The 20585-nt window shown below is 50.6% G+C and carries 13 protein-coding genes; 8 read left to right on the plus strand and 5 right to left on the minus strand.

Going from position 1 to position 20585, the window contains the following annotated elements:
- The coding region (locus WCX19_RS12410) for a kelch repeat-containing protein (RefSeq protein WP_373008596.1) at window positions 1-2967 on the minus strand (2967 nt) is incomplete at its 3' end.
- A 1097-nt stretch (window positions 2968-4064) separates the two neighbouring features.
- Between WCX19_RS12410 and WCX19_RS12415 the strand changes: the two genes are divergently transcribed.
- Window positions 4065-5879, plus strand: coding sequence for a KUP/HAK/KT family potassium transporter (locus WCX19_RS12415; protein ID WP_373008598.1), 1815 nt, complete (start codon window positions 4065-4067; stop codon window positions 5877-5879).
- A gap of 239 nt (window positions 5880-6118) precedes the next feature.
- Here the strand turns inward: WCX19_RS12415 and WCX19_RS12420 are convergent, their stop codons facing one another.
- Window positions 6119-6316, minus strand: a complete 198-nt coding sequence (locus WCX19_RS12420; RefSeq protein WP_373008600.1) for a hypothetical protein — start codon at window positions 6314-6316, stop codon at window positions 6119-6121.
- 447 nt (window positions 6317-6763) lie between these two features.
- On the opposite strand from WCX19_RS12420, the gene WCX19_RS12425 reads away from it, so the two are divergent.
- From WCX19_RS12425 to WCX19_RS12435, 3 genes are all read left to right on the plus strand, one after another.
- Window positions 6764-7576 (plus strand): HAMP domain-containing protein, encoded by an 813-nt coding sequence (locus WCX19_RS12425; RefSeq protein WP_373008602.1) that lies wholly within the window; start codon window positions 6764-6766, stop codon window positions 7574-7576.
- 14 nt (window positions 7577-7590) lie between these two features.
- Window positions 7591-7818 (plus strand): hypothetical protein, encoded by a 228-nt coding sequence (locus tag WCX19_RS12430; protein ID WP_373008604.1) that lies wholly within the window; start codon window positions 7591-7593, stop codon window positions 7816-7818.
- 425 nt (window positions 7819-8243) lie between these two features.
- A complete protein-coding gene (locus WCX19_RS12435; protein WP_373008606.1) occupies window positions 8244-11081 on the plus strand; it encodes a PAS domain S-box protein in 2838 nt (945 codons plus the stop codon).
- Window positions 11082-12014: 933 nt separating this feature from the next.
- Here the strand turns inward: WCX19_RS12435 and WCX19_RS12440 are convergent.
- On the minus strand, window positions 12015-12386 hold the full coding sequence (locus WCX19_RS12440; RefSeq protein WP_373008608.1) for a response regulator: 372 nt from the start codon (window positions 12384-12386) through the stop codon (window positions 12015-12017).
- A 1090-nt stretch (window positions 12387-13476) separates the two neighbouring features.
- On the opposite strand from WCX19_RS12440, the gene WCX19_RS12445 reads away from it, so the two are divergent.
- The 4 genes from WCX19_RS12445 to WCX19_RS12460 all read left to right on the plus strand — a co-directional run bounded on the left by WCX19_RS12445 (window position 13477) and on the right by WCX19_RS12460 (window position 17679).
- Complete coding sequence (locus tag WCX19_RS12445; protein ID WP_373008610.1) at window positions 13477-15180, plus strand: solute carrier family 23 protein; 1704 nt, start codon at window positions 13477-13479, stop codon at window positions 15178-15180.
- 208 nt (window positions 15181-15388) lie between these two features.
- Window positions 15389-15583 carry a hypothetical protein gene (locus tag WCX19_RS12450; RefSeq protein ID WP_373008612.1) on the plus strand — a complete coding sequence of 65 codons (195 nt, stop codon included), beginning with the start codon at window positions 15389-15391 and terminating at the stop codon, window positions 15581-15583.
- Window positions 15584-15679: 96 nt separating this feature from the next.
- A complete protein-coding gene (locus tag WCX19_RS12455; protein WP_373008614.1) occupies window positions 15680-16597 on the plus strand; it encodes a metalloregulator ArsR/SmtB family transcription factor in 918 nt (305 codons plus the stop codon).
- Window positions 16594-17679: a radical SAM/SPASM domain-containing protein gene (locus WCX19_RS12460; protein ID WP_373008615.1), complete on the plus strand. Its 1086-nt coding sequence runs from the start codon at window positions 16594-16596 to the stop codon at window positions 17677-17679. The genes WCX19_RS12455 and WCX19_RS12460 overlap by 4 nt, the downstream gene beginning before the upstream one ends.
- Before the next feature lie 205 nt (window positions 17680-17884).
- Here the strand turns inward: WCX19_RS12460 and WCX19_RS12465 are convergent, their stop codons facing one another.
- Window positions 17885-19747, minus strand: a complete 1863-nt coding sequence (locus WCX19_RS12465; RefSeq protein ID WP_373008617.1) for a PAS domain-containing protein — start codon at window positions 19745-19747, stop codon at window positions 17885-17887.
- 270 nt (window positions 19748-20017) lie between these two features.
- Window positions 20018-20527 carry a multiprotein bridging factor aMBF1 gene (locus WCX19_RS12470; protein WP_373008619.1) on the minus strand — a complete coding sequence of 170 codons (510 nt, stop codon included), beginning with the start codon at window positions 20525-20527 and terminating at the stop codon, window positions 20018-20020.
- Window positions 20528-20585 lie beyond the last annotated feature (58 nt).

Genomic DNA, 20585 nt, shown 5'->3' on the forward strand with positions numbered 1-20585 from the left:
TCCGTCCGGGTTGATGACAGTTACGTTCCAGATCCCGGCGGCAGCCCCGGATATCGGGAGCGATACACCGGTTATCGATGTTGTCGATGCCGGGGTGAGACCGGTTACGGTCAGGTTAGCCTGTCCGGCCCGGGTCAGGTTAACGGTAGTTGTCCCGGTCGTGTTGAAGTTCGTACCGGTTATTGAGACGGTTACTGAACTGGTGTTGGTTCCGGAATTCGGATTAATTGAGGTGATCGTGGGTGTCGTCGACGTGGTGACGATGATATACCCGGATTTGAGGGTGCTGTTGTACCCCCCTGCGTTGTAATCCTGGAGTGCGACCGTATACGTGCCTGCGGCCGTGTAGGTATGGACCGGGCTCTGCGTTGCGTTTGCGGTCACAAAGCGCCATACGTCATTATACGGATCGCTGCCAGACCACCCCCCCATAAGAACGATGCTTCCGTCGGATAATGCTACACTGGTATGCCTGTACCGTGCCGGCCACGCAGCGCTTGAAGTCTGCTCGGTCCATGTCTCCCCCTGATCGGTCGAGCGCCAGGTGTCGTTATAATTGCTACTAGCCCTGCCCCCCATGAGGATGACACTCCCGTCGGGTAACGCTACACTTGCAGGGCTAAGCCGGCCTCCCCACCCGGTGGAATTCTGCTCGGTCCAGGTCTTTCCCTGATCAGTAGACCGCCACGTGTCGTTATTATAGGGGATGGTACTACGCCCCCCCATGAGGACGATGCTACCATCCGGTAACGCTACACTCGTAGAACCATACCGTGCCTCCCACCCGGAACTGGAATTCTGCTCGGTCCAGGTCTTCCCAAGATCGGTAGACCGCCACGTATCGTTACAATAACCGATGTTGGGACTATACCCTCCCATGAGGGCGATGCTACCATCCGGTAACGCTACACTCGTAGAATCATACCGTGCCTCCCACCCGGAACTGGAATTCTGCTCGGTCCAGGTCTTTCCCTGATCGGTAGACTGCCACGTGTCGTTATAATAGGTGCTGGTACTACGCCCCCCCATGAGGACGATACTTCCATCCGGTAACGCTACGCTCGTATGACCGTCCCGTGCCTCCCACCCGGAACTGGAATTCTGCTCGGTCCAGGTCTTTCCCTGATCGGTAGAACGCCATGTATCGTCCAAGTAGGTGCTAGAATACCCCCCCATGAGGATGATGCTTCCGTCGGGTAATACTACGCTGGTATGCATGTACCGTGCCGGCCACGCAGCGCTTGAAGTCTGCCTGGTCCAAACCGTGCCCAAATAATTCTCGTCGCCGAAATACCAGGCCCAGCCGGTCGGAGTGCCCCCGGTGGATTCGTCCGTGAAGGAGACCGATAATGGCATGTTGCCGTGGTTTGGCGTGGCGGAGAACGATGCAACCGGAGGTGGTGGTGTGACCGTGAAGGTGGTGAGGTTCCCACTCTCCTGGCCATCCGGGTTGATGACAGTTACATTCCAGATCCCGGCGGCAGCCCCGGATATCGGGAGCGATACACCGGTTATCGATGTTGTCGATGCCGGGGTGAGATCGGTCACGGTTATGGTAGCCTGGCCGGCCCGGGTCAGGTTAAGGGTTGTTGCGCTACCGGTCTGGAAGTTCGTACCGGTTATTGTGACGGTTACTGAACCGGTGTTGACTCCAGAATTTGGATCGATTACGGTTACCGTCGGGGCTGCCGCACTCCGTCTGAACTCAAGGCGCGCGCCGACACTCGAAAGGGAATCCGAGGCATAAGTAATCGTACCCAGAGCCCCGACCCCCGCAAGCCCGGCAGCAGCCCAAGAGCCGCCCGAAAGCAGAATATTTGGATCGGCAGCAGAAATAGACCTTGGATAATAATAATAATCAGATAAATACGTCGTGGAACTACCGCCAACTGCTGATGGCAGGAATAACGGCCGGGCAACATCAGTATTCAGTAAATTCGTTTGGTTTCCATCAGCTATAAGAAGTTCCCCGACAGATTGACCGTCATTTGCACCTAACGGAATGGCAAATGTTGTTTTCTGACCGGTTAATCCCAATCCGGTTGCGTTGATTACCGATACGTTGTTAGCTCCTTTTATTGCGGTAAACCCATCCTGGAACTGCCATACATTACCCCACAGGTTTTCAATACCCCGATAGGATACCGGAGTCTTACCATTGAGACCCGTCCCGTTACCCGTGGCATTAATTGTATAGATTGCTGTGTCGATGCCGTCCGCACCACTGATAAAGACGGCGGAATTTCCATCAACAATTCCTCTCGACCCGGTCCATGCTGTTTGACTGTCTAAGGTAAGCATTTCGGTATAGAACAGTTGCCGAAGCCCGGATAACGTCCAGATGTTGGTTATACCCCACCCGGCACCTTTATTTTCAGCATACGTTCGTGCCTGATTGATAGTTATTGAAACAGCCGGCGCTTTTCCGGTTGCACTCTGGAGTTTACTACCTGTCAGATTTGCATCGTATCTGCCTACATAGTAGTAGGGCGCTGCTGTGCCCGCATTGGTTCCCGTACCCCGCTGGTTGAACATCGGCGCTACAGCAAATCCGGCTGAGGGCAACGGAGAAATCCAGTAAGAGAAATTCCCGTTCTCAAAGGTACTCTTCGTATAAAAGACCGGGATCTCTACCATCACATCCCCGTAGGTGCCGTTTAAATCTAATCCGTCACCACGATTGTTCGTTCCATAGAGAACGGGCGTAGTGTTGCTTGCATTTACCACAACCGTTTTCATGTTGGCGGTAATATTCCAGTCGTTATTCCAGAATGTCGCCGGTTTGTTAGCGATTACCTCCCCGGTTGCATCTATCTGGTACAACCGGGGGGACGAATCTGAAGTGTTCCACCGGAATCCGATAATAGTGTCATCATATGCACTTACGGACGGTATCCCGACAAATGCCAGGATAATGAGAAGGAGAATCAGTTTCCCGTTAAACCTTTTTATTGTCAGGAATTTCATGCAGACACCTGCGGCAAACCGGGTTATACCGGCAAACAAAATATCCGCGCACGGTGTCCGATCGGTTGATGGGCAACGGGAAGGAGCGCCGACAGCGCATTCGAAATTACCGGATAATAGTCCACATGCATCCCGCTTTTCGTTTCCCTATGGAAGTCCCTGAAATCCGGCCTACCCGTCGTCACAAGTATCAATCAAAGCACCCAGCCCTCATTAATTCGAATGAATTATTTTTAAAAAGGGATAAGATTTGATGTAATTTAGGTCTTACGTATTTGTATTCGACCAAAAGATCCAAGAACTAAAGAACTCCTGATACCCATTAAGGGTTCCCGTGCTTCTCTAAATTTTCCTTTACAAACATCAGAATTTTTTTAACAGGACTTCCCGAAGCGATTCCCGATCCCTGGGGGTACCCCCTTTTAGAGAGATAGGGATCATGGATCCAAACCCTGATGAAAAATACGCCCAAATTGGGCTTCTTTTCACGGTTTCCTACCCGGGCCTCTGCCAGAAATCCCCGCGAAATCCTTTTTTTCTGTTCGTGTGGAAAATATGCCTGTATATCGCTCTGTTTGCCAAAATGCGGCCGATTTCGACCTCTCCCAATGGCTATTAATGGCCCTGGAACCGGGACGGTTTTCGCTACCTTGTTTTACCCATCCGGCACCTGGGAAGGCCGCCAGAACGCGAATATGAAGGTCGTTTTTTTCCGACGTGGCGATTTTTCCCGAAAAATAAGGTGTGGAAAAACGGGATTTGTCGACGAGGGATCCAAAATGAGGAAATATGACAACTCCGCGGAATGTCGGGATTCTTTTTCGCCAGGGACATACTCAAGTAGCCCTGCCCTTCTTATCCCATTTCAGGAAAATACCCGTAATGCAAAGATCATTCAGGTCTCAAAAGAGCAGTCCGATCAATTGCACCGGCAAGTTCCCGGTACACTTTATTCGTGATTACACCCTGTTCCCTCACATGCCGCACGGAAAGCATAATTATTCGTACCGGTTTTTTTAACAGAGCATGGAAGGCGAAATAACGCCCGGCACCACCAATCAAAAAGTTTTACCCCTTTTGGGTGAAGAGTACAGGTAATGACCGAGACGGGGACTTCATCATCGAAAATCGTCAAGTCCCTCGGTCTTGTGTTTGGGGATATCGGCACAAGCCCCATCTACACGGTCGGAGCAATCCTGCTCTTCCTGCTGCCGACAACGGGAAATATTCTGGGCCTCGTCTCTCTTGTAACATGGACGTTGTTTACCATCATCACCGTCCAGTACATCTGGCTTGCCATGTCACTCTCCGATAAGGGTGAAGGGGGGACGATCGTTCTCAAAACGATCCTTGATTCCCTGTTGAAGCCCGGTATCCTCGCATCGGTGGTATCTGTCCTCACAATCGTCGGGATCGCACTTTTCATCGGGGATGGCGTGATTACACCGGCGATCAGCATCCTCTCTGCAGTAGAAGGCATTCTGCTGATCCCCGGGTGTGAAGATATGGGCGGGGCGGTGATCCTGCTCATCGCTGCCCTTATTGCCATCGGGCTTTTTTTCTTCCAGAAGCGGGGGACCGACCGCATAGCATGGGCCTTTGGGCCGGTCATGGTGATCTGGTTTAGCGCCCTCGCGGTATCCGGCGCGTTCTCGATTATCGGCGCCCCTCAGGTACTCTTTGCGTTAAGCCCGACATTTGCCCTGGGATTTATTCTCGAAAACGGCTGGGCATCGCTTATTGTCATGTCCGCTGTGATACTCTGTATCACCGGGGGAGAAGCACTCTATGCCGACATGGGACACCTCGGGAGGGAACCGATTGTCAAAGGCTGGATCGTCGTCTTCCCGGCACTTTTGCTCAGCTATCTCGGACAGGGGGCGTTTATCCTCCAGACCGGTACTACTCACAACGTCCTCTTCGCGATGATCAATACCATCAGCCCAATCATCTATGTCCCCTTCCTTATCCTGAGCATCGGTGCCACGGTCATTGCATCGCAGGCGATGATCTCCGGGATGTTTTCGATTGTCTACCAGGGCATGACCACCCGCATCATCCCTAAAATGAAGGTCGAGTATACCTCATCTGAACTGCGGTCCCAGATCTATATCGATGCAGTCAACTGGCTGCTGCTTGCCGCAGTGCTCGTGGTGATGTTTGAATTCCGCTCATCGGAGAACTTAGCGTCCGCGTATGGCCTTGCCGTTTCAGGTTCGATGGCAATCTCCGCGCTCCTGATGGCGATCATTTTCCTGTACCAGCACAAACCATTGAAGATGGTAATCTCCGGGGTGCTCATCATCGTTGACGGTTTGTTCTTCATCTCTACGCTTTTTAAGATCCCGCACGGTGCGTTCTGGTCGTTTGTTATTGCCGCCATCCCGCTCATCGTCATTGTCACGTTCATTGTCGGGCAGGAGAAGCTCCACGCGATGCAAAAATCCCTCCCGCTGGAAGAGTTTCTCCCCCGGTACCGGAAAAATTTCGCCACCTTCGCGAAAATACGGGGGACTGCACTCTATTTTATCGGAGATGTCAGGAACCTGCCGCCCTATATTTCCCAGGTTTTTTTCCAGAACGAAATTATGTATGAAAACAATATCTTCGTCTCGATTAAGGTTACCGAAAAGCCGTTTGGCGTGACCACGGATTTTGATACGAATCTTGCCCCGGGCATCCATGTCTTCACGGTCACTGCCGGTTACATGGAAATTGTGGACGTGGTAGCCCTCTTAAAAGAGCGGGGAATTGACGAGAAGACAATCTTCTACGGCGTTGAAAATGTTGTCAGTGACTCTCCTCTCTGGGGGCTCTACGCGATTATCAAAAAGAATTCTCCGCCGTTTGTCCAGTTCTATTCTCTTCCCCCGGAAAAGATCCACGGTGTTGTGACAAGGGTTGTGATGTAACGGGGCCCTTTTTTTGGGAATACCAAAAAAACTCTGCCACCCCGTTTGGACACTCCGGTGTCAGCAAAACGGGAAATTTTACGAAAAAAAACCGCATGAAGCCAAAGACTTCGCACCAAAGCAATGAAAATTTTGCACTCCAGATTTAATTTTCATTTGCCTGCTCTATCATCTGGAGTTTTTTTTATTAAAATTTCATGACAAAGAACAGATTTTCCGGATCTGCCAGCAATCCGGCACTATTTTTTTATAATCAGGATCCTAAAAACCCGGCAGTTTTCAAGTTTCCCGGCATGGGACACTTTTTTTACATCGACCGGCGTCCCCTGCTGGATCCGCTGCATACTCTGGTTGTGCATCACGGGATCATGCCGGAGGACCGGCACCAAAAAAAATATTCGTGAAGGATCTAAAAGTAACGATATCAGCCGGGTCATAACTGCATTTTCCCATTCCCTTGATTTCCCGGGCAGGGGCGTGCAGGGACGATTACGGGCATGGGGGTAAAAATTCTTTTTTGTCCATCCCGGTATACCCTGTTAAAATACATACGTTCTCCTGTGAAAAAATGCAGAATAATTGGTTCTGCAGAAAACAAAAAATAAGTAATTTAATTCCCCTCCTTTTCGCACCACCTGTCCTCCCGGGGGAAAACCTGACGCGAAGAGGAGGGCCTTCTCTCTATTAAAAAAAGATTTCAACAATGTAAAAAATGCTCTCCGGAATGTAATATGATTTTACAAATATCCGTCGGTTCAAATCTTGGAATTTTAAATACTATTAATTACAAGAATCTAAATTAAAAATTCAACTCGGCAGGTAATACCGGCAGGCAGATCCTGACATTGTTATCCTGTCTTAAATAATTATTTGAGTGTGATACTATGGTTGCATTAAAAAATAGCATACTGACAAAACTGACCGCGAGTTTTATTATCCTGATTCTACTCATTTCAGGACTGACCTTTATCTATACGTATGGTGCCACAAAGGATGCCTTAAAAGAATCAATGCGTGACGAACTCACGCAGGTAGCCGGCGTGATGGCGACACAGATCGATGGAGATTCTATTGTCCTTTTAAACAAGGGAGATGAGACTACACCGGCGTTCCTTGCACAACGGGATAAACTGGTCAACATGAGGAGCACCAGTTCAGATATCACCAATGCCTACATCATGAAAAAGTCCGGTAATGATATCGTCTTTGTTGTTGATGATGAATGGGGCACGGAGTCCGATGCAGCTCACATCGGGGAAGTTTATAATTCAGATTTTTCCAGCACGATCCAGGATGGTTTTTCAGCCCCGACCGCAACGCCCGGGATTTACACTGACGCATGGGGAACATTCCTCTCGGGAGTCGCACCGATCAAGGATTCAAAAGGCAATGTTGTCGCGGTCCTTGGCGTTGACATGAAAGCCGACAAGGTAATTGAACGGCAGAACTTTATCGGCAACACGATCTATCTGATCATCGCTGTATCAGCACTGATCGCCGGGATCCTCATCGCCCTCTTCGCCCGTTCGCTCATCCGTGATATCAACTCCCTGAATGAAACAGCAAACAAGATCAGCATGGGCGATACCAGTGTCACGGTAAATGTCAGGAGAAAGGACGAGATTGGAGAACTGGCAGATTCCTTCTCCCGGATGGTGGCAAGCTTAAAGATCATGATGGATACCGATGAGAAGTAAGGGTCGAGGTTGAAATGAGCCTTCTTTCAGATAGAATCGTCAAGGAAACAACCACGTACCTTGGACCGGCTTCATTAAAATTCCTGCAACGTCAGACAGTTTCCCACATGAACGGTCTTGTGTTTGAAAATATCGAACAGTCGCATCTCCCGGATCTTGCAAAATGGGTCGAGACATCAGCAGGTCTCCTCATCGGGAAAGACAAAGCACTGCAACTGGCAGAAAAGATCAGAAAAATGTAATGTAATTTCCCTAAAATTTTTTCTCATAAAATCCGGAACACGTGGCTCTGGTAAAAACCAGACCCGGAACCGGGTTTTACCGCCGGCAAAAAGATTTAAGATACATTCTCTCCTTACTGTATACTACCCGTAAAGAGATAATTAACCAAAGGAAGTCCTTCGGGGGTATTTATCGCGATTGGCCGGACGGGTGCTGGCCCGGGTCGTCGACCCGGTAACGGCGGGACCGGTGATCGGGGACCGGGACAGGGCGATAATCAGTCAACATTCCTGATTTTTCCGGGAACAGAATGGGTTTGCAGATTTGTAACCCGGTAGTCCCTTGAATGTTGATGGAAAATCAGGAGTACTTGATGTACGCTGTATTGTATAACCCCGTAGACCTACAATAAAATTTACATATAAGAAATTACGAGGGTTACCTGATGGGAAATACAGAGATCGACCGGGTCAGAGACGTTCTTAAAACATACCCGAAAGGGATCACGATCGCAGAGATGTCAAAACAACTGGCCTTAAACCGGATCTCAACCTCAAAATACCTCAATATGCTGCTTGCATACGGTCAGGCAGAGATGCGGATTCTCGGCCCCTCTAAGGTCTTTTATCCCTGCCAGAGAATCCCCCTCTCCACAATCCTGAATTTTTCGACCTCCCATCTGCTGGTCATGGATGACAATCTCACTATTATCGATGCAAATAATGCCCTGCTCGGGTTTTTCGCGCTGGAAAAAAGGGATTTGGTGGGACAGAGGGTCGATTTTTCCCCCATTGCCGGGTATTTTGATCCCTCCATTATACTGCAGTTAAAGAGAGCCCTGGGATTCCATGAGAGTACTTTTGAGACCCGGATAATCTTGCAGGGAAAGGAGCATGTTTTAAAAATAAAATGCATTCCTACGGTGTTTGAATCCGGCGATAACGGGGTTTCCCTCCTCACAGAAGATATAACCGAACTCACAGAGTACCGCGAGCACCTTGAAGAACTGGTTGACGAACGCTCAAAAGAGTTGCAAAAAACAAATGACCATCTGAAAAAAGAGATAAACAACCATAAAAAAGCCCGCAGTGAACTCAGGATCAGCGAGATAAAATACCGTGAACTGGTAGAAAATGCAAACAGCATCATAGTAAAGACGGATAAAGAGGGGAAGATCGTCTTTTTTAATGAGTTTGCCCAGCAATTTTTTGGCTATACCGAAAGCGAGGTGCTGGGAAAAAGAATCTACGATACCATCGTGCCTGCAGAGTATATTTCAGGAACTGACAGACGACAAATTTTGGAAGATATGAAACACAATCCGGATCAATATGGACGCTATGAACATGATAATATCAAAAAGAATGGTGAGCGTGTCTGGATCTCCTGGACAAATAAACTGATCCACAACGATGAAGGGATCGTTACCGGACTGCTTTCGATTGGTAACGATATCACCGAACGCAAACGGGTTGAGGACGCGCTTGAGGAGAGTGAGGAGCGGTTCCGCCTTGCCATGGAAGCGAGCAGTGATGGCCTCTGGGACGCGGATGTCACAACCGGAACTGGTTATCTGAGCCCTAACTACTACCGGATGCTCGGCTATGAGCCTGGCGAGTTCATCCCAATTTTTCAGGGGTGGATTACGTTCATCCATCCCGACGACAAAGAACGTGTCCTCTCCATCAACCAGGACTGCGTTGAAAACCGCTGCCAGAGTTTTGAGGATGAGTACCGCCTGAAGGGAAAAGACGGTTCATGGAAATGGGTACTGACCCGTGGAAGGGCGGTCAGCCGCGACGCCGGGGGCCGCGCACTCCGTATAATCGGCACCCATGTTGACATCAATGCGCGTAAGCTGGCAGAAGAGGCACTCCACGAGAGCGAGAATCTTTTCCGTGAAGTTTTCAATAATGCAAACGACGCGATATTCCTCCACGAGATATCGTCAGAGGGTCCCGGGAAGTATCTCCTGGTTAATGATCAAGCCACGCAATGGCTGGGATATACAAAAGAAGAGTTCATGCAGATGTCCCCCGGGGATATCGTACCAGAAAAAATTTTCGAGACGTTCCAGTTACGCAACACGAGAGCTCTGCTCAATGATAAACCGATAACCTTTGAGTCTGTACATCGACGAAAAGACGGGAGTACTCATCCGGTTGAGGTCAGTTCCCATAAATTCCAGATCAAGGGACACGACGTTGTACTTGCCATTGCCCGCGACATCACCGAACGCAAGAAAGCCGAAGAGTTACTCCACGAGAGCGAGGAGAAGTTCCGCTCGTTTGTGGAGAATGCAAATGAGATCGTATTTTCACTGACGCCCGAGGGTATTCTTACCTATGTCTCCCCGAAGTGTACTGAATTATTGGGATATGATCCCGGAGACGTCGTCGGAAAATCCGCAATTGCCTTTGTTCATCCCGATGATATACCCCATAATCGTGAAGTCTTCCGGCAGACTATCCTGACGGGAGAAAAGAAAAGCGGGATTGAATTCCGGATACAGCACAAGAACGGCACATGGCGGTGGTATTCGCAGAGTCTTTCACTGGTACATGATGTCGGGGGCAGGGTTGTTGCGATTCAGGGTATCTGCCATGATATCACTGAACGAAGACGAACTGTGGATGCCCTCCGTAATGCGAACCGCCAGCTGAACCTGCTTACCAGCATCACCCGGCACGACATCCTCAACAAAATCTCAGTTGTCCTTGGGTACCTGAAAATCGCGGAGATGAAATCCGGGGATCCCACACAGGTCGAATACCTGAAAAAGGTGGAGTCCGCCACAGCAGCAATCCGGTCCCAGATCGAATTTACCCGGGTCTACCGGGATCTTGGCACCCATGAGCCGCAGTGGATTGCACTGGACACCGTGATGCCCCGTTCGCAGGTCCCGTCAACGATTACCCTGAATGCAGATGTGCAGGGTGTAAGGGTATTTGCCGACCCGATGCTTGAGAAGGTCTTTACAAACCTCCTTGACAACTCAACCCGGCACGGGGAACACGTAACCGAAATCCGGGTATCGTCTCAAAAGGAAGGCGACGATCTCATTGTAGTATGGGAGGACAACGGGATTGGCGTTGCTGCTGATGAAAAAGAACGGATATTCGAGCGGGGATTCGGGAAAAATACCGGATTTGGGTTGTTCCTTGTCCGGGAGATCCTTTCCCTGACGGATCTCACGATTAAGGAAACCGGGGAGCCGGGCAAAGGAGCACGGTTCGAGATAACGGCACAAAATGGGATGTACCGGTTCGCCGGTGTGCAGTAAAATCCTGGTACATTACCGGTTTTGAGACCTGGTTTTCCCCACGGGTTATCCCTGGCAAAAGGTTATGATCCCTCCCCTCAAACGACAGGGCCCGGCCACACCTCATTTTTTTGAGGTATCCGGCGCTTGTAGAAATCTACACGGGGAATCCGAAATAAAAATATCAAAATTGTTTGTTAGAGCGTGAGGAGCACGTTGATTTCGATCTCCGTAACCCGGAGCCGGGATTTTAAGGGGGATCTGGGGTCACCCTCATAATTTATTTAAAAAGAGGATTTTGATAAACCCCAGTACTTCTCTATTTTCAAGTTGGATGAACAACCACCAAAAATTCGTATAAGCCAGATCTGGAAGCGGAAGTATCTTTTTTGACAGCCCCCCCACCTCCGGGCCACAAGAGGGGGGTGGGGGTATCATGTTTTTAAAAAATCGGTCGGGGGTCAGGGTACCTCTCATTTTTGGGAGAGGGGGGTACCCCCCTAGCAAGAAAAGAGGCCCCTACCCCCCCAAGCAATCGGCCGGCAAAATATACCTTCAGACGATAACTCCACACGAAGCACAGGTTTTGAAAATGCCGGAAAAGGGGGGGTAGGGCCCCACGTATGCCCGGACAGGGGGGTGGGGGTATCATGCATTTAAAAAATTGGTCGGGGGGTCAGGGTACCTCTCATTTTTGGGAGTGGGGGGTGCCACCCCGGGCTGGCAGGAGGGGGTATCCCCAATGGACCGGGAATCGCTTCGGCAAGTCCTATTAAAAAATTCTGATGTTTGCAAAGGAAAATTTAGAGAAGTATTGAACCCGGAAAAATGCAGGATTCGTTGTAATATCTACGATGGAAAAACCGATCACGGATCGTACAAAAAGAGTTTTTTTTAAAATCCTTGAAAAGATTTTGAAAAATAAGATGAGCACAGGTTTTTTTATAGAGCCATTTATTTCTTTTTCAGGGCAAGTTCAATTGCGACACGCAGGTTAGTATCCGTATAGGGTTTGGTAATAAAACCATCCGGATGTGTGGCTTTTGCCCGTTCCAGGACTGCATCGTCAGAATGTGAAGTACAATACACGACAGGAATAAAAAATCCGTTCTTAATCATATTCGCAGCATCAATGCCGTCAACATTTCCCTTTAGAGTGATATCCATAAGAACAAGGTCCGGTTTATTATTGACTACCATCTCCATCGCTTCTGCTGCGGTTGTTGCCCTGCCACACATATCGTAGCCAAGACTCTGGAGCCGCGTCTCCGCGATTTTTGCAAGCACATTGTCATCTTCGACAAGAAGGATGGACACTTTTGACATTATTTCACCGGGTGATACTGTATACCTTTACGTTCAGGATATTTAATTTCCCCGGATTTCATCACAAGCCCGGCGGAAAGATCCGCAGGGATTGATTGGTTAAAACAACAAAGTCCGCGATGCGTTTTTGCAGGCAAAAATCCCGGCCTGTCAATAAAATGCCGACAGGGGCAGCAGGATCCCGGGAAAATATCGATCCCTTGCCATAAAACCCATCATAAATCGTCCATTCCTCAAAAAAAGCCCAAATTGGGCCCCATATAGTGCCCTTTACAGCCCCATATCCGCGTTCTGGCGGCCTTTTTTTTCCGGATCGTATAAGTGGCAACCTGATACGAGATCGGCCAAAAGAACCGCATTGGCGTGTCTGTTTTTATTCGTCCGATTTCCAAAATAAGCCCGATTTAAAAGTATTTTTAAACGGAGCCCGATACGGGCTTATTTTGGAGGTGGTGACGGGTAATCCAAGCCCGTATTGGACCCGGATTCAACCGGGTCACCAGAGGATCCCGGGGGAAAACAGCAGGCTGAAACAGGAAGTGTCGGGATGTTTGGGAGTGAGACGAGATGCAGCAGAGGTGGATTTTTCCCACAGGCACCTGTCCGGTGCTCTTGAACGCGGACAAAAATACTGTCACTGTTTTGGGACACAAAAACTCCGGCACTCTTGAAGGCAGCGATAGACCATCTGCAACCAAACTTGCAAAACCGGATCTCCAGGGAAACCCGGGCCCGAAAGCGAAACCGGGAATCTCATAAATATCTCGACTCTGGATGGCAGCCCCCCGCACCATAATGGACGAACAGCTCGTGGTGTTGGGAGCAGAAATGAGGCATGTGTTTAGCAAGCTCTCCCGCAGACAGGCAAAACATGACCGGGATCTTTGGCAGATTTCGCGTGAAGATACCCGGGGCAAAACCCGGGATGTAAGAGACCCGGTTTAACCAAATGAGAATATGTGAATTACGGCGAATTCATGCATCCCCTCATTATCATTATCATCATCCCGATCACCACCCCCGTATCCGGCAGATTTCCTTTAACCTTAAATCAAAATTTTATAATAGTCCGACAGCTTTTCCCGTAAGTATGCGTCCACCGGATCTCGAATATGCTGCTGATGACAGGCCTCCGGGACCCACGTTGTTCCTGCTCGGCCTGCAGCATACCGGCATTGTCGCAACTGCATTTATTTTTCCCATCCTTGTCGCCCGGGCTACGAACCTTGAGGTTGGGGCTGCAGCATTCCTTGTTTCAATGTCGATGCTGGCAAATGGCATATCCACGATATTCCAGTCGCTAAAATACCGGGATTTCGGATCTGGTTATCTCATCCCCCGGGTAAACGGGCCAAATTTTGTTTCCGCGTCCATCCTTGCCATTCAGTCCGGTGGTATCTCCCTTCTCTGCGGAATGACCGCTGTATCAGGAGTATTGCAGGTCGCACTCTCCCGCATTGTCCATCGCCTGCGGATCCTCTTCCCGGTCGAAGTGACGGGCCTTGTCATCATGATGCTTGGGGTGACCGTGGTGCCCTATGCCTTGCCAAATTTTTTTGGCATGACCACCACGAATTCATCCCCCTCGGTTGCGGTCACGCTCTTATCATGTCTCACACTTGCCGTCATTGTCGGGATAACCGTATGGGGACGGGGCCAGTTGAAACTCTTCCCGCTCATTATCGGGATGACGTTTGGGTATGTGCTCTGCATAGCGACGGGGCTTGCCGGTACAGACCCGCTTGGCCAGATTGGTGCATCCCCGATCATATCGTTTCCCGACATACACTATTTCGGGGTATCATTCCAGCCAGCCCTCCTTATTCCGTTCTGCGTTGCAGGTCTTGTGACATTTGTAAAAAGTGTCGGCGAGTACTCAATCTGTCAGCGTGTTAATGACACGGAATGGAAGCGGCCGGATATGATGAATGTCCGGTCCGGGCTCTTTGCGGACGGGGTTGCATCAACTATCGGCGGTCTTTTTGGAGGCATGGGACAGACCGGGTCCTCGTCCAACATCGGGCTCTCGATTGCCACACGCTCGACGAGCCGGTATATCGGTTTTGTTACGGGCGGGATCCTGGTAGTTCTTGCATTCCTGCCGGTCCTTGCGACGGTTTTTCTTATCATGCCCGGCCCGGTCATCGGGGCAAGCCTGATCTATGTTGCCGGTTTTATCATCGTGGGGGGTATCCAGACGATTTCCACGAGGATGCTGGATTCCCGGAAGATATTTGTTATTGGGATCTCTTTCATCTTCGGGCTCAGCGTTTACCTCACCCCCGGGGCGTACAAGGGAGTTCCCGGATTCATAAGTCCGATCTTTGACTCGGCCCTTTCACTGGCCACCATCGCTGCCATTATCCTGAACCTTGTGATGCGGATCGGGATAAAAAAGAGTGTGACAACGACCATCGATCAGAAAAGCCCGATATCCGACCAGATATTCCTGTTCATGGAACGCCAGGGCGAACAGTGGGCCGCGAGGAGGGAGGTGATCCGGCAGATGGCCATGGCGCTCACCGAATCCTGCGAGCTTATCACCGATCACCAGATAGCATCGGGACCCGTGAAGGTCACGGTATCTTTCGATGAGTATAACCTGGATGCTGAACTCTCGTACGAGGGCAGCCCGCTCCCCCTCACCGACAAGCGCCCGGGGGAGGACGAGATTCTTTCCGATCCATCTGCCCAACTCCGGCTGGGCTGCTTCCTCGTCCGGGGTTATGCCGACAAGGTGATCTCAACCTCTTCTGGTTCGCTTGCAATCCTGAAACTTCACATGGAACACTAATTACCCGATGTTTTTTTTTAATCAGAATACTTCCTGCCACAATCACACCGGACAAATCATCAATAAAAAATCCGAACCCGATAATCGATTCACTTGCCCGGCGCGAACATGGTGCCTGAAACCCGCACCCGTGCGGATACTCAAGCGAGATGTCGAGGAGCACGGTGAAACGGATACTTTCATTATCTCACGTTCCGGATCGGACTATATGCACAATGTTGTCAGCAGCAGGAAGATGGAGAACGGGATTGTCGTTTTCTGGGAGGATAAGGGTGAAAAAACATATGAGTCGTTCAATTACTCCGAACTCATCGACATGAAGATCAATGCACTCGATCTGCTCGAACGCCCGAAATCCTACAAAGTCGATAAGGAAGCGCACACCCTTGTCGTGAAGAAATAAACGTCCCCTTGATTTTCCGGAATCCTGGCATGTACGCGGTTGCGGGTACCCGGCAAAAATATATAAGTGTATAAGCAAACACTTATGCAGAGTACCATGGACCACTGCAACAAATGCGAAAAGTGCACCCATCTCTGCGAAATTGTCCCCGTAATGGCCGGGGCCTTTAAGGCACTGGGGGATCTTACAAGGCTCCAGATCATCTACCTGCTCTCGACCGATACGACCGGGACACTCGGGGTCAGCGAGCTTGCCGCCCGGCTTGGCATCTCCCAGCCTGCGGTCTCCCAGCACTTGAAAACACTTCGGAGCGAGGGGCTTGTCGAGTCCCGGCGGGACGGGTTCTACATCTATTACACGATCAACCGCGAACGGATGGTCCAGTTTCGCGGGCATTTCGATCTGATGTACGCGAGCGTGATGGAGCAGTGCGACAAGGAACTCGTAAGGAAGACGACACAGCACAGGGTACTGAACGCCTGCGTTGTCTTCTACTCATATACCGGTGTGACCCGGGGTGTGGCCATGCAGATCCAGGGCGCCTGCGGCTGCGATCTCGTTGAGGTAAAGACACAGAAAGAGTACTCGTCCTTTACTGCCTACACGACGGGTGTCCTGCGCTCAAGAAAAGGTGCCTGCGACCTGATTGTTCCTGAAAAAATCGATGTGTCCCGGTATGACCTGCTGATCATCGGTACGCCGGTCTGGGCATGGAAACCCGCACCTGCGATCAATGCAGCGGTCCGGGCCCTCAGGGGGTGCGAAGGCAAGAGAGCCGTGATCTTTGTGACCAACCGTGGTCAGCCCGGAGAAGCCCTCACGCTCCTTAAAACTGCGCTCACGTCACGGGGCGTCGAGGTAGTTGTCGAGATCAACCTTGCCGGGAAGGACGCGGAAGACCAGAATGCCCGTAATGATCTTATCGGGCAAATTGTCGCAGCGTATCCCGTTACTGATGTGGATAAACCAAAAACGGCGGATCCTGAACACAAGGATGAGAACGTGAAACCATGAACGAAATGAATGATACCAATCATCGTCGGCTTTTCAATGCTACCGTCTCGGACACCCTGCACCAGGCATTGCGGATCATCCATGACGATCCCGCGCTTTTTCTTGCGGGTTCGTCTATCATTTTGCACCAGAAGAAAGCATCAGCCCGGCGGAATAACTACGAGAAACAGGGCCTCATCGTCCCTGCAGTGATGATTATCAGCATCACCTTGCGCTGCAATCTTGCGTGTGCCGGCTGTTACATGATGGGGCGGGGGCAAAAACCGGCAACGGAGATGAGTCCGGAAACCCTTGCATCTGTGGTCGACCAGGCAGCGGAACTTGGCGTGTCCGTGATAGTCATAGCCGGCGGCGAACCGCTCGTGCGGCAGGAGGAGATCTTCCGCATGGCCCGGGCTCATCCGGATATCCTCTTCCCGCTCTTTACAAACGGCCTTTTGATCGATGAAACGTTCACTTCAAAAATCACCGGATGCCGGAATATTGTGCCGGTGTTGAGTTTCGAAGGATTACGGGAGGATACCGATACGCGGAGGGGAAGCGGGGTCTATGACCGGCTGCTCATCTCGTGTTCGCTCCTTAAAAAACAAAATATTTTCTTTGGGTGTTCTGTCACAACCACCCGGGAAAATTTTGACCGTGTTACTGACGAAGCATTTATCCGGCAGATGATCGATACCGGTGCCCGGGTTTTCACCTATGTTGAATATGTGCCCATGGAACCTGGCACGGAAAACCTTGTCCTCACACGGGAACAGAGAAAGACGCTGAATACGGCCCTGCCGCTATTTAACCGGAAATTTCCCGCGCTTTTTATCGGGTTTCCCGGCGACGAAGATATCTACGGGGGCAGTCTTGCCGCAGGCCGGGGCTTTGTCCATGTCAGTCCATCCGGGGACCTCGAACCCTGCCCGGCGGCGCCCCTCTCTGATGTAAACCTCGCAACGGTACCGCTGAAAGATGCCCTTTATTCCCGGCTGCTCTCCCGTATCCGCGAGGAGCCCGGGCTGCTTACAGAAACAAGCGGCGGCTGTGCGCTCCGGGCAAACCGGGTGTGGACTAAAAAAGCCGGTGTTCTTTGAACAACCGGTGTGAACCCCGGTTTTTTTAACTACTTTTCCCGGTTCCGGGCGGAAGCAGGATAACTGCCCGGTCCTTTTGGCAAACCCTACATGAACAAAACTCTTCCGGGATATCCCGGTATTTCCGGCTGACAACGGATGGGTAACGTGCGGCAGGGTAATGGGTGAGAAAACCGGCCCACCTGCCGCTCGACAACCCCTCTTCTTACGGCACCTCAGAAAGCCGGTATAACCCATGGGGTACGGTTATCTCAAACCGTGCGCATGTCCCCGGTTCCCCGGTTTCGGTGATGGTAATACCGGTAATTGACAGGATTTCGCGGGCGAGGAAGAGCCCAAGCCCGGTGTTCTTCCCAAAGCCACGATTGAACATCTTTTCCTTCTCCGCTTTCGGGATGCCAAATCCATCATCCTCGCATACGAGGATATGATCTCCGTTACGGTCATCCATGAAGAACCGGATGGTTGTGGTCTTCCCGCCATGCCGGACGGCGTTTTCTATGAGGTTGTAGAAAACTTTGACAATCAGCGGATCGGCGAACACTTCTGTTCCGGCAGGAAGATCATTTTTTACCAGGATCTTTCCGAGCGCCGCCTGCTGTGCGGTAGTGTCCACAACCGTGCGTAGGTTCTGCCATGCGGGAACGGTGATCCCGATCGCTTCGTACTCTTTGGTGAATTCGATCATAGCGGAAATACGGGCGGTCGATTGCATGATCCAGGTGAAATAGTAATCAAGCGCTGGATCCGGGGTCTTCTCGTGGAGTAATTCGATAAAACCATTCAGGGCCATAAGCTGGTTGTTGATATCGTGCCGCGTGATGCCGTAGAGGAGGTTGAGCTTCCTGTTTGCCTGGCTGAGTGTCTCTGCTGCCTGCTTATGCTCGCTGTTATCAAGAGAGTATCCTTCAAGGGCAACAAGTTCGTTGTGGGCATTGAAAACTCCGCGTCCCTGCTCCCAGATCCACCGGATCCGGCCAGTCTTATCGGTGATCCTGTACTCCATCTGGAAAGGATTCAACCCTTCAACACTCTTTCGGACTTCATCGGATACGTACTGGCGATCTTCAGGGACAATGAGGGATGCATACGACACGACGCGATTGTCTATCAGGTCCCCGGGATCATACCCGGTAAGATTCTTGCATCCCCCGCTTACAAATTCCATGGTCCAGTCAGGATCATTACGGGACCGGTAGACCATGCCCGGCAGGTTATGCATAAGGGTATCAAGCACCCGCCGGTTATCGGCAAATGCCTCCTCTGCATTTTTGCGTTCGGTGATGTCCCGGATGGACTCGATTGCACCGACAAGGTGTCCGTTCTCGTCAAACAGGCGGCTGGCCTTTCCCCAGAGGTGGACCGGAATCCCATCCGGTCTTTTAAAGGTGGTCTCGGCAGTCAGCATCCTGTTGTCGTGGATGGTATAGTGGTACCTGTCTTTCTCGAACTGCTCGTCGGGAGCAAGAAGGAGATCGATGAGCATCGGGCGCCGTTCGTGGTACAATGCAATCGCACATTCATAATTGTCTTTTCCGAGGATCTCAGACGCTTTTACCCCGGTCATCTCCTCCATTGCCTGGTTCCAGGAAATCAACGTTCCCGTTTTGTCGATAGCAAAGGTTGCGTCGGGCAGGAAATTGATGATATCCGCTTCACGACGCTCATGGCTCCGGATACTTGCCACGGCCTGTCTCTGCGAAACAGCCTGACGGATCTTGTGTGCAAGTTCAGTGAACTGCGACAGCTGTTCTCCGCCTTTCTGGAGATAGAAGTCGGCCCCTTCGTTTAATGCCTGGATAACAATCTCTTCCCGTCCACGTCCGGTGAAAAGAATAAACGGGATGGCATTTCCCGACCTCCTTACCGTCTTTAAAAATTCGATACCATCCATTTCTGGCATCTGGTAATCAGAGATAATGGCATCGTAGTTTTTTGTATTCATCAGGGTAAGTGCGGCCGGGGCTGAAGGAATTATGTCAACGCCAAATTCCCCGCTACGCTCAAGGAAGAGTTTGCCGATCTCAAGCAGGCCGGGCTCATCGTCGACATACAAAATAGAGATCATATCGGCTCATGAACTGGTATACAGTAATTTTAATTCTTCTTTAGTCTATGAATAATTTTGGCATCTGGTTATTAGTTGTACCGCAAAGACGGGTTGCGCTGCCGGAAGAAGATCCGGGTGTTAATAAAGGCAGGGTTCAAGGGGGAAATGATGATTCAGGGGCGGGGAAAATTCATTAGGACCGGGAAAATTCCTGCAGATTTGAGAAAATATCCCGCATAAATGCTGTAAATCTATCCGGTTAAAAAAAAGTGCGGGAAAATACCGGCCTTATTTCTTTGCTTTCCGGATCACGGTCAGGTCGCCCAGCGTATTTGTGATCTTTGCCTGTGTCTTCTTTTCAGCATCGTTTGTCAGTACATCGACGAGCTTGATGCCGAGCACCTTTTCAAGTTTCTTTCTTACCTCCTCTTCAGGGATCAGGTCTCCCTTCTCGATCTTCTTGATGAGCAGTTCCCGCTCCATCATCTGCAGGGCGAGGTCTTTCTGTGAGAGACCCTTTTCCATGCGGGCGTTTTTAATCCGCTCCGCATAGTCTTCAACGATATCGCCCTCCATGTAATCGAACATATCCCGTTTCCGCTGTGCGGGAACCATCATCGGCTGGGCCCGGGTTCCCTGGGCGGGCCGGGCAGACGGCTGCTGCACGTCAGTACGCCGGGGCTGCTGAACCTCGGTACCAAATTTCCCGCACCGGGCGCAAACCTGAAGTTCCGCACCTTCTACACGGATCAGCTTCGGGATGCCGCGAATCGTTTCTCCACACATTTCGCACTGCATAATCTCACAACACTTTATATGCAGATTTCCCTAAATAACTATTTGAGGAACGGGATGG

Origin of the sequence: Methanoregula sp. (genome assembly GCF_041663825.1) — an archaeon.
Taxonomy (GTDB): Archaea; Halobacteriota; Methanomicrobia; order Methanomicrobiales; family Methanospirillaceae; genus Methanoregula.